Origin of the sequence: Hymenobacter amundsenii (assembly GCF_002204745.1) — a bacterium.
GTDB lineage: Bacteria > Bacteroidota > Bacteroidia > Cytophagales > Hymenobacteraceae > Hymenobacter > Hymenobacter amundsenii.
This window is the reverse complement of record NZ_NIRR01000003.1, coordinates 49,291-60,623: the sequence shown is the minus strand read 5'-3', so window position 1 is coordinate 60,623 and position 11,333 is coordinate 49,291. Positions and strand designations below refer to the sequence as shown.

The 11,333-nt window shown below is 54.2% G+C and carries 11 protein-coding genes; all 11 read left to right on the top strand.

The window, feature by feature from the left end; translation table 11 throughout:
- Nucleotides 1-77: 77 nt before the first annotated feature.
- The 11 genes from nrfD to CDA63_RS03360 all read left to right on the top strand — a co-directional run bounded on the left by nrfD (nucleotide 78) and on the right by CDA63_RS03360 (nucleotide 11,333).
- Complete coding sequence (nrfD, locus tag CDA63_RS03410) at nucleotides 78-1,532, top strand: NrfD/PsrC family molybdoenzyme membrane anchor subunit (protein ID WP_088463045.1); 1,455 nt, start codon at nucleotides 78-80, stop codon at nucleotides 1,530-1,532.
- Nucleotides 1,525-2,049 carry a DUF3341 domain-containing protein gene (locus tag CDA63_RS03405; protein WP_088463044.1) on the top strand — a complete coding sequence of 175 codons (525 nt, stop codon included), beginning with the start codon at nucleotides 1,525-1,527 and terminating at the stop codon, nucleotides 2,047-2,049. The genes nrfD and CDA63_RS03405 overlap by 8 nt, the downstream gene beginning before the upstream one ends.
- The gene (locus tag CDA63_RS03400; protein WP_088463043.1) at nucleotides 2,049-2,792 is read left to right on the top strand and encodes a c-type cytochrome; all 744 of its coding nucleotides are present in this window, start codon (nucleotides 2,049-2,051) and stop codon (nucleotides 2,790-2,792) included. Before CDA63_RS03405 ends, CDA63_RS03400 begins: the two co-directional genes overlap by 1 nt.
- Before the next feature lie 11 nt (nucleotides 2,793-2,803).
- The gene (locus tag CDA63_RS03395) at nucleotides 2,804-4,126 is read left to right on the top strand and encodes a quinol:cytochrome C oxidoreductase (RefSeq protein WP_165768177.1); all 1,323 of its coding nucleotides are present in this window, start codon (nucleotides 2,804-2,806) and stop codon (nucleotides 4,124-4,126) included.
- A gap of 90 nt (nucleotides 4,127-4,216) precedes the next feature.
- The gene (locus CDA63_RS03390; RefSeq protein WP_088463041.1) at nucleotides 4,217-5,293 is read left to right on the top strand and encodes a cytochrome c oxidase subunit II; all 1,077 of its coding nucleotides are present in this window, start codon (nucleotides 4,217-4,219) and stop codon (nucleotides 5,291-5,293) included.
- A 26-nt stretch (nucleotides 5,294-5,319) separates the two neighbouring features.
- A complete protein-coding gene (locus CDA63_RS03385) occupies nucleotides 5,320-7,173 on the top strand; it encodes a cytochrome c oxidase subunit I (protein WP_242434534.1) in 1,854 nt (617 codons plus the stop codon).
- 217 nt (nucleotides 7,174-7,390) lie between these two features.
- A complete protein-coding gene (locus tag CDA63_RS03380) occupies nucleotides 7,391-8,476 on the top strand; it encodes a COX15/CtaA family protein (protein WP_088463040.1) in 1,086 nt (361 codons plus the stop codon).
- 54 nt (nucleotides 8,477-8,530) lie between these two features.
- Nucleotides 8,531-9,382, top strand: a complete 852-nt coding sequence (cyoE, locus tag CDA63_RS03375) for a heme o synthase (RefSeq protein ID WP_088463039.1) — start codon at nucleotides 8,531-8,533, stop codon at nucleotides 9,380-9,382.
- A 156-nt stretch (nucleotides 9,383-9,538) separates the two neighbouring features.
- Complete coding sequence (locus CDA63_RS03370; RefSeq protein ID WP_088463038.1) at nucleotides 9,539-10,126, top strand: cytochrome c oxidase subunit 3; 588 nt, start codon at nucleotides 9,539-9,541, stop codon at nucleotides 10,124-10,126.
- Between the two features lie 25 nt (nucleotides 10,127-10,151).
- Complete coding sequence (locus tag CDA63_RS03365) at nucleotides 10,152-10,925, top strand: cytochrome c oxidase subunit 3 (RefSeq protein WP_088463037.1); 774 nt, start codon at nucleotides 10,152-10,154, stop codon at nucleotides 10,923-10,925.
- Between the two features lie 81 nt (nucleotides 10,926-11,006).
- Nucleotides 11,007-11,333 (top strand): cytochrome C oxidase subunit IV family protein, encoded by a 327-nt coding sequence (locus CDA63_RS03360; RefSeq protein WP_088463164.1) that lies wholly within the window; start codon nucleotides 11,007-11,009, stop codon nucleotides 11,331-11,333.

The window sequence follows — 11,333 nt, the reverse complement described above, 5'->3', positions numbered from 1 at the left end:
CGTTAACCACGAAGTTAAGACGCCCAACCAGCCAAGCCATCGAATTCCTTAGACCCCAACACCCAAATTCAACCACTATGCAGCACGTATCGCCTGTACGGGAGCCGCTCGTAACCGGGGGGAAAACGTACCACGACGTCACTCAGGACGTGTGCCGCCAGGTCGAAGCCGCCCCGAATATTCGGTGGATGGCCGCCCTGAGCGTCGCCCTTCTGCTCCTCGGCGTCTTCTTCTACTCCGTGTATCGCACCCTCTGGTACGGCATCGGCGAGTGGGGCCTGAACAAAACTATTGGCTGGGCCTGGGACATCACCAACTTCGTATGGTGGGTAGGTATCGGCCACGCCGGCACCCTGATTTCAGCCGTACTGCTGTTGTTCCGTCAGAAGTGGCGGACCTCCATCAACCGCGCCGCCGAGGCCATGACCATTTTCGCGGTAATCTGCGCGGCCATGTTTCCGGTACTGCACATGGGTCGTCCTTGGTTGGCGTTCTATGTGTTCCCGCTGCAAAACACGCTCGGTTCGCTGTGGGCAAACTTCAACTCCCCGCTGCTCTGGGACGTATTCGCCATCTCGACCTACTTCTCAGTGTCGCTGGTGTTCTGGTACACGGGTTTGGTACCCGACTTCGCTACCATTCGTGACCGCGCCAAAGGCCCCATCGCTAAAGTAGCTTACTCGCTGCTGAGCATGGGCTGGAAAGGTTCGGCCAAGCACTGGAGCCGTTACGAAACGGTTTCGCTGATTCTGGCCGGCGTTTCGACGCCGCTGGTACTTTCGGTACACACTATCGTATCGATGGACTTTGCTACTTCGGTTGTACCGGGCTGGCACACTACCATCTTCCCTCCCTACTTCGTTGCTGGCGCCATTTTCTCCGGCTTCGCCATGGTACTGACGCTGATGCTCATTACCCGGGTTGTATTCAAGCTGGAAGATTACATCACCATCGAGCACATCGCCCTCATGAACAAGATCATGATGGTAACGGGCTCCATTGTGGGGGTGGCTTACATCACCGAGTTCTTCATCGCCTGGTACTCGCAGGTAGAGTTCGAGTCCTACGCCTTCATTAACCGCGCCACTGGCCCTTACTGGTGGGCTTACGCCATGATGATGACCTGCAACGTGATTACACCCCAGTTGGTATGGTTCCGTCGGGTGCGCTACAGCATTCCGCTCACGTTCATCTTGTCCATCATCGTGAACATCGGTATGTGGTTTGAGCGTTTCGTGATTATCGTAACCTCCCTGCACCGCGACTATCTGCCATCGTCGTGGGCCATGTTCTCACCTACCATCATCGACGTAGGCATTTACGTGGGCACGATTGGCTTGTTCTTTACCCTGTTTCTACTGTTCGCCAAATTCTTCCCGGTCATCAACATGGCCGAAGTAAAGGCGGTCCTCAAGTACACGGTAGACAATGGCCCGACGTACACTGGCCACGATCCGCACCACGTAACGCATCCTGCTACCACCCACGGAGTGCCCGCCTCGGCCCCAGTAAACTACGACAAGCATGACTAAGCGCTTCGCCCTCGGTATCTTCGAAGACGAGGATGTGCTGCTGCACGCGGTAGAAAACGTTCGGGAAGCCGGCGTGAAAATCTACGAAGTCTTCACTCCGTTCCCTATTCACGGCATCGACGATGCCATGGGTATCGAACGCTCCCGCCTTCCCATCGCAGCGTTTTTCTTTGGCCTGACGGGCCTGAGCTTCGCGTTGTGGATGCAGATTTACATGCTGGGCTTCGACTGGCCGATGATTATCGGTGGTAAGCCGCACATCGCCCTACCTGCCTTCATCCCGGTATCGTTTGAGCTCACTGTGCTCTTCTGCTGCCACGGCATGGTCATTACTTTCTACACCATCAGCAAACTCTACCCGCGCTGGAAAACGCCGGTGCTGGATGTGCGCTCGACCGACGATAAGTTCGTGATGGCTATTGAGGTAAACGAGAATACCGACATGACCAAGCTGACCCAGATCCTGCGGGATAACGGCGCTTCGGAGGTGAACCAAAAAGAAATGTCCAAGTTCTAATGACGCACTCGCTGAAAGTTTCTCTGCAAGCGTCGGCGGTTCTGCTGGCATCGGTGTTCACCACCGCCTGCAACCGTGCCGACGATCCGGGTCTGGAATACGCGCCCGAGATGTACGTGTCTATCCCGTACGAACCGTTGAGCCAGATCAATGTCAACCGCATCAACCCGATGGGCATCAATGAGCGCACCCCGGCCGTGGGTACTATCCCCCGGGGTAAGCTCAACTACTACACCCACATCGGCAAAGACGACGTGGAAACGGCTGAAAAAGTGTTGCGTAACCCCTATGCTTATACCAAAGAGCATTTGGAGGAAGGCAAAGTGCTGTATGCCCGCAACTGCCAGCACTGCCACGGTGAGCAAGGTGATGGGCAGGGTCCGGTAGGTATCAAGTTCAAAGGGGTGCCTAACTACTCGGCAGGCGCTTACAAAACCATGAACGACGGGCATATCTATCACGTCATTCAATGGGGCAAAAACCGCATGATGCCGCACGGCTCGCAGGTGAACCCCGTCGAGCGGTGGAAGATTGCTATGTATGTGCGCGTGCTGCAACTAGGCAAAGGCCCTGATGGGCTAGCCGACATGGTGCAAGTGGGTAGCGCTAACGCCAACGTTCCTACGGCTGACTCTACTATGACTTCGGGACAGATGAAAAAGAACCCCACCAAAGCGGGTTCCAATGAAGTATCGAACAATCCAGGCGCGGGCGACCCAGCCCGGAATGGCGAAGCTATTTAACCCTTTCTTCTATGGCAACTCTGACCCATCAGGAACACCTAACGGCGGAATACCTGGAAGTTAAGCCGGGTACCCGCAGAAGTTTCATGCTCATCATCGTGGCTGGCGTAGCTATCCTGATACTGGGTGTCATTCTGTCGATGCTCGGCATCGGAAGCCACCACGAGGCTGCCGAAGGAGCCGCTGCCGCCCACGGCGCCGGCCATGCCGGAGCCGAACACCACGGTAGCGCTCCTTGGCTTAAGCGCATCATCGTGAGCTTGTGGCACAACAACGTGTTTTTCACGGGTGTATCGGCCATCGGCACCGTGTTTATGGCTATTCAGTACGTAGCCTACGCCGGCTGGTCGGTAGTTGTAAAACGCATCAACGAGGCACTGAGCGCTTGGCTGATTCCCGGTTTGATCATCATGCTGGTTGTATTCGGTCTCAACTTCATCAACTACGACCTGTTCCACTGGACCGTACCCGGTATCATGGACAAGGGCAGCGAAACCTACGACCGCATTATCGCTGGAAAGTCGGGTTTCCTAAACATCCCATTCTACCTGATTCGTACTGTCATCTACTTGGGCCTGTGGATATTCTTCACTAAGCGCCTGCGCGATTTGTCGCTGGAAGAGGACCTGAACGGCGGAACCGCCTACTTCCACAAGAGCATCAACGTATCGGCCCTGTTCCTGGTGTTCTATGCCGTAACGTCATCAATGTCGGCTTGGGACTGGGTGATGTCGGTTGACGTGCATTGGTTCTCGACTATGTTCGGCTGGTATGTATTCGCTTCGTGGTGGGTATCGGGCATTGCGGCCGTAACGCTGTGTGCTATCCTGCTTAAGCAAGCTGGTTACCTGCCACTCCTTAAGGAAGGCCACTTGCATGACCTCGGTAAGTTCATGTTCGGCTTCAGCATTTTCTGGACCTACGTATGGTTCTCGCAGTTCATGCTGATCTGGTATGCTAACCTTCCTGAGGAGGCAGTATACTTCAACCAGCGGCTGGGCGGCTTCAACGGCCAGTACACTTGGATGTTCTACGGCAACCTGTTTGTTAACTTCGTATTCCCGTTCTTGGTGCTGATGACCCGTGACGCCAAGCGTCAGATGATCATGCTCAAAATCGTGAGCATTGCTATTCTGATTGGTCATTGGTCGGACTTCTATTTGATGCTAATGCCCGGAACAATGAAGGGTGATAACGGGTTTATAATCGAGATAGGCATAGCTCTAATCTTCCTCGGTAGCTTCCTGATTTTGTTCACTAAGCGCCTCTCGCAAGCTTCCCTGACTCCGTTGCATCATCCGTTCTTGGATGAGAGCGTGCATCATACCACCTAATTTTCGATCTGAGTATTGAGAAGTGAGGGGTTAGCCCGCCCGGTATAACGGTAACTCACTTCTGACCTCTCAACTCTCACCTCTTTCCTAATGACTACTCTCAGTATTATTCTGGTATTGGCGTTGCTGTTGGTCGTGTTTGGCCTCCTGTTCCGCCTCCAGATCCTGACTGCCATCTTCTCGGGCAGTTCTAACCGGCAGGTGGGCGTCAGCAACCGCATCAATGCCATCCTCTTTTTGGCTTTCCTGGTGATTGGCGGCGGCTTGTTCGCTTGGTCGTTCGTTGACAACTACGATAAGATGAACCCACCGATTGCCTCCATTCATGGCTTGGCGACGGAAAAGATGTTCTGGACTACCATGGTAATCTTGGGTATCGCCTTTGTTCTGACGCAGGTTTTGCTTTTCTGGTATTCTTACAAGTATCAGCACAACGACAAGCGGCGTGCTTTCTTTTTCCCCCACAATAACAAAATCGAAGTTATTTGGACCGTTATTCCGGCCATCGTGATGGCGGCATTGGTATTTGCTGGCTGGAAGGAGTGGAGCCGGATTATGGGTCCTGCGCCCAAGGATGCAGTGGTACTGGAGCTAATGGGTAAGCAGTTCAACTGGTTGCTTCGTTATCCCGGCCGCGACCAGAAGCTGGGCGTGGTAAACTATCGGCTGATTGACGCTTCCAACGAGTTTGGTTTTGACCTGAGCGACAAGAACGGTTTGGATGACTTTACTGCCGGTGAGGTACACGTACCGAAGGGCCACCCGGTGTTGTTGCGTATCCGCTCGCGCGATGTGCTACACGCTGTGTATATGCCCAATTTCCGGGTGCAGATGTATGCTGTACCTGGGATGCCAACTAAATTCTGGTTCACGCCTACCAAAACTACTGATGAGATGCGGGCCCAGACGGGCAACCCGAATTTCAACTATGAGTTGGCTTGCAACCAAGTTTGCGGCCGTGGTCACTTTGCCATGAAGATGAGCATTATCGTGGATGAGCCGGACGATTACGTGAACTGGTACGCCCAGCAAAAATCTTTTTCGGAGCAGAACCCCGATGTATTGGCCAGCTTCAAACAGAAGTCGGATAAATTGGTTGAGAAAGCAACGGTTGCACCAGCAGCCGCTGCTGTGGTAATTCCTACCGCCGCAAAGGCTTCGCTCTAACACATTCTTAACTGCACGCTTTTACTATGGCAGCTAACTTTCCAACGCAAGAAGAGCAGGTGCAAGGTGGCATCGGGGCAACCGAACCGGGCCACGACCATGCGCACCACGACGAACATCACGAGCAGAGCTTTCTGCAGAAATACGTTTTCAGCACCGACCATAAAGTAATTGCCAAGCAGTTCCTGATTACGGGTATCTTCTGGGCCCTCATCGGCGGTACGCTTTCGAGCCTGTTCCGTTTGCAGTTAGGGTGGCCTGAATCCACGCTGGAATGGTTGACGCCGTTTCTGGGCAAGTGGATTGAAGCGGGCAAGCTGAACCCCGAGTTCTATCTAGCCCTCGTTACGATGCACGGTACCATTATGGTATTCTTCGTGCTGACGGCTGGCTTGTCGGGTACGTTTTCCAACTTCCTGATTCCGCTCCAGATTGGTGCCCGCGATATGGCTTCGGGTTTCATGAACATGCTCTCGTACTGGTTCTTCTTTGCTTCCAGCATTGTCATGTTCAGTTCCCTGTTCATTGAAACCGGACCTGCTGCCGCTGGCTGGACAATTTACCCGCCACTGTCGGCACTGCCCCAAGCCATTGCTGGCTCAGGCGCTGGCCAGACGCTGTGGTTGGTGTCAATGGCTTTGTTTATCATCTCTCAGTTGCTGGGCGGCGTAAACTACATCACCACTGTAATTAACCTGCGGACTCAGGGCATGAGCATGAGTAAGTTGCCCCTAACTATATGGGCGTTCTTCCTGACCGCCATTCTGGGTCTGCTCGCCTTCCCGGTACTATTCTCAGCTACGTTGCTGCTGATCTTTGACCGTTCGTTCGGCACTTCGTTTTTCCTGTCCGATATCTACATTGCTGGTCAGGCTCTGCCAAACACTGGCGGTTCCCCCATCCTGTTCCAGCACTTATTCTGGTTCCTGGGGCACCCTGAAGTGTACATCGTGATTATGCCCGCCATGGGCATGGTTTCGGAGATTTTGGCCACTAATGCCCGTAAGCCTATTTTCGGCTACCGCGCCATGATTGGCTCGCTGATTGGCATTTCGCTGCTCTCTTTCATCGTATGGGCTCACCACATGTTCGTGACCGGTATGAATCCATTCCTGGGTTCGGTGTTCATGTTCCTGACGCTGATCATCGCTGTGCCTTCGGCCGTGAAGGTATTCAACTGGATTGCCACGCTGTGGCGCGGTAATATCCGCTTCACTACGGCAATGCTGTTTTCTATCGGCTTCGTGTCGCTGTTCATTGCTGGCGGTCTGACGGGTATCATCCTAGGCAATGCCGCGCTCGATATTCAGCTTCACAACACGTACTTCGTGGTAGCTCACTTCCACTTGGTAATGGGTTCGTCGGCCTTCTTTGGCCTGTGGGCTGGTGTATATCATTGGTTCCCGAAAATGTTCGGACGCATGATGGACGAGAAGTTGGGTTACATCCACTTCTGGCTGACTTTCATCGGGGTGTACATGGTGTTCCTGCCAATGCACTACGTGGGTATCGCCGGCTTCCCCCGTCGTTATTATGCTTGGACTGGCTTCGACACGTTCAGCCAGTTTGCTGACCTGAACAAGTTTATCTCCATAGCTGCCATCATCGCCTTCTTCGGACAGTTTATCTTCATCTTCAACTTCTTCTACAGCATCTTCCGGGGCCGTCGGGCAACGGAGAACCCGTGGAACTCAACGACACTGGAGTGGACTACGCCGATAGTTCCCGGCCACGGCAACTGGCCTGGTGATATTCCGGCTGTGCACCGCTGGCCTTATGATTACAGCAAGCCCGGAGCTGAGGAAGACTTCATTCCGCAAAATGTTCCCTACTCGCAGACACAGTCATCTAACTTGCCTTACGAGAAGGAAATGGAATAAATGCCCTCCGGCATTCGCCTCCTGAAAACAGGCCGCTGTATCTACGGCGGCCTGTTTTTTTATGAGCCTAGGGGAAGATATTGGTAAAACTAAGTCTCGTATTTTCCTGCGTTTTCGGCAAGCAAAAGGCTGCCCAGCCGGTTATACTACTGGGCATTGGCTGTTGCAGTTTGCCCCGTAGTTCCCGCTCAGATTTCTCCTAATCACACCTTCAACGATGGCAGTTCCCGTCTTTGTGCGCCGCTTCCGGTTTGTAGGGATTCTCACGGTAGTAGCCGTTTATGTCCTGATTCTGGTAGGCGGTGTTGTGCGCAGTACCGGTTCGGGTATGGGCTGCCCCGATTGGCCCAAGTGCTTTGGTAGCTGGGTACCGCCCACCCGTTTGGAGCAGTTGCCGGCTAATTACAAGGAAGTATATACGGCCCAGCGGGTGGCTAAGAATCAGAAGCTGGCGGCCCGGTTAGAGCAATTAGGATTTCATCAGGTAGCCGGTGATATTTTCGACCATCCAACCCAATACATCGAAACCGATTTCAACGCGGTTAAGACCTGGATTGAGTACCTAAACCGATTAATAGGAGCGCTGATCGGCGTGTTTGTGTTCGGGACAGTGGTCTTTGCGTTGCCTTACTGGCGACGCGATCCGCCCGTGTTCTGGCTGGCGTTGGCGTCGTTTCTGCTCACTGGGGTGCAGGGATGGCTGGGCTCACTGGTGGTATCGACCAATCTGCTGCCCATCATGGTGACAATACACATGGGGCTGGCTCTGGTTATTGTGGCGCTGTTACTCTACGCCGTCAGCCGCTCGCAGCGGGTGGCTGGAGAGGCTGAGGAGGCAGTGCTGCGGCCCGTACCCGGCCTGACGCTAGTGCTGGGCGTTGCGGTGGTGCTGACGTTTGGCCAGATTGTGCTCGGTACTCAGGTGCGCGAGCAGATTGACTTGATTGCCGCCGCCAGCAACTACCTCAACCGGGGCGATTGGGTGGCGCAGTTGGGCAACACGTTTAAGGTGCACCGTTCATTTTCAGCCCTACTGCTGGTACTCAACCTGTACCTGGCCTACCGCCTTTATGGGTTGCCGTCGCGCCGCCTGCACCGCTTGGCTACGGCCATTGTGGTGCTGATTGGGGGCGAAATTCTGGCGGGCATTACCTTGGCTTACCTGGAATTCCCTGCGTTTGCGCAGCCAGTTCACTTAACACTGGCTACTGTGCTGTTTGGTGCCCAGTTCCTGGCCTTGGTAGCTTACCGCCAAACCACGAAGTTGCAGCAGCAGGTGGCTACTCCGGCCGTTGTTGCGTAACTTTGCACCCCCGTTTGGCGGAGTATTTCGCCGCGTATTCTGTTTCCCTCGTTAATGAGCAAGGCCAAGGCATTTTTCCAGCTGCTTAAATTCCGCCTGGCAATTACGGTGGCCTTCTCTAGTGCTATCGGCTACCTGCTCGGGGCCCACGAGCTAGAATGGGGCCGGGCACTGCTGGTGATGCTGGGGGGGCTGGCCGTAACGGGGGCCGCCAACACCATCAATCAGATTTTCGAAATAGACCTCGACCGCCAGATGAAGCGTACGGCCCAACGGCCGCTGCCGCTGGGTATAATCAGCGCAGCCGAGGCCTGGGTGTTCACGTTTTTAGTGGGCGGATTTGGCTTGGGCCTGCTAGCCTACCTGTTCAACCCGCTGGCAGCGGCGCTGGCCTTTCTGTCGTTGGTACTGTATGGCTTTGTATACACCCCGCTGAAAACCATTTCGCCGATCTGCGTGGCGGTAGGGGCTATTCCGGGTGGATTGCCGCCACTAATTGGCTGGGTAGCCGCCACCGGATACCTGGGTTTGCAGGGCTGGGTGCTGTTCGGTATTCAGTTTATGTGGCAGTTTCCGCATTTCTGGGCTATTGCCTGGGTGCTTGATGATGATTACAAGCAGGCCGGCTTCAAAATGCTGCCTTCACCGGGCAAGAAAGACCTGCGCACCGCCATCCAGATCATGATTTACACGCTGGTGCTGTTGCCGCTGAGCCTGATGCCATTCTATTTTGGTATGACTGGTACGGTATACCCCATGGTGGCCGTGGTGTGCGGGGTGCTTTTTCTGATGCAGACATTCTACCTGATGCGCACCATCACCAAAAAGGCGGCCATGAGCATCATGTTCGGCTCCTTCCTTTACCTGCCTATCGTGCAGATTGCCTTGGTATTGGATAAGCTATAACTGTTTTTGCGGGAGTGAGATATGAGAGGAGAGAAGTGAGACAAAAAGCCCCTTTTCGCTGTTAAAATCAAGCAGGTGCAGCAGGCTCCTTATTTCTGTCTCTCCCAGTATCTGTCTCACTTCTTACCTCTCATATCTCACTTCTAAACCGACGATATGCATTCTTCCGAATCGTTGAACACCAAGCAGCCCGCCACCGGTATCCATCCGGCCCGCTTCCTGCTGATGCTGATGATGGTCAGCATTTTTATGATTTTTGCAGCCTACACCAGCGCCTACATTGTGCGGCGCAATGAGGGCAACTGGCTGGAGTTTGACTTGCCAACCGGCTTCATCTACACCACCGTTGTCTTGCTGCTAAGCTCGGCTACCGTGCAGTGGGCCTGGCTGGCCGCTCGTAAGAACGAGCTAAAGCAGGTGCGCTTGGCACTTTTGCTCACGCTGGGCTTTGGGCTGGCATTCCTGGTGGGCCAGTACCTGATGTGGAGCCAACTGGTGGACCAGCGCATCTTTTTCGCGGGCACCGACTCGAACCCTTCCGGCTCGTTTCTGTATGTACTAACCGGCGTACACGGTTTTCACCTGATTACGGGGCTCATCTTTCTGCTCATCGTGCTGCGGAAAAGCTTTAACTATCAGGTGCATTCCCGCCAGATGCTCTCCATTGGCAACGTCACCATCTACTGGCACTTCCTGGGCGCGCTTTGGTTGTACCTGTATTTGTTCTTACTTTTGAACCACTAGATTTTTGTAAACTCCCCCGCACGCTATGTCCACCATTTCCCCGACGACGCAGGCCGTTCCTAATTCCGCCCTGGATAAGCCGCGTACTGGCACCTGGGACGGCGGCAATGAGCCCTTCAACGCCAGCTACGGCAAGCTGATGATGTGGTTCTTTCTGCTGTCGGACGCCTTCACGTTCGCCGCTTTCCTGACCACCTACGGCCTGATCCGCCACCGTTATCTGGCCTACGTGGGCTCCCCCGAAGCGTTCGAGTTTTCGAGCGCCTACTGGCCCATCCCGGAAAAGGTGTTCAACTCCTTCCCCGGCCTGCACGGCGTTAATTTGCCGCTGGCCTTCGTGGCCCTGATGACGATGATTCTCATCTTCTCGTCGGTGACGATGGTACTGGCCGTAGAGGCGGGTCACCGCTTCGATAAGAAAGACGTGCAGAAGTGGCTGTTGTGGACGATTCTGTTCGGCACCATTTTCGTGAGCTGCCAGGCCTGGGAGTGGAGCCACTTTATCGGGGGCACCGACGAAGGAACGCTGATGAATGATGGTACCCGGTTCTTCGGGGCTAACTTGGCCATGAACCAGTACGGTCCCGTACTGTTTGCCGACCTGTTCTTCTTCATCACTGGTTTCCACGGTACCCACGTATTCTCGGGCATCTGCCTGTTGGTTTACTGCTTCATTGCCACTACCAACGGTACTTTCGAGAAGCGCGGCCACTACGAGATGGTAGAGAAAATTGGCCTCTACTGGCACTTCGTGGATTTGGTGTGGGTGTTCGTTTTCACCTTCTTCTACCTCGTTTAATTTCACCGGCCAACGGCCCGCTCTTCAGTCCGCTTGCGCGGCCACTGCTGGCGGGCCGTTGTGCTGCTACTCTTTCCGCTCATGGCCCATCATGCCCCCCATCCCGTTAACGCGGGCGAAATCGCGAAGCCTAATACGGCTTGGATCTGGAAAACCTTCTGGATCATTACTGGCATCACGATGCTCGAATTTGCCATTGCCTTCATTATGCCGTCGAGCACGTTGCGCAATTCCATCTTCATCATCCTGACCATCTTCAAGGCTTTCTTTATCGTGGCTAACTTCATGCACTTGAAGGACGAGACGAAAGGATTGATCTGGACAATTATGATTCCGATGTCGTTGCTGATCTGGCTGCTGATTGCCCTTATCACCGAAGGCAACGCCATTCACAACGCCATTTTCTAG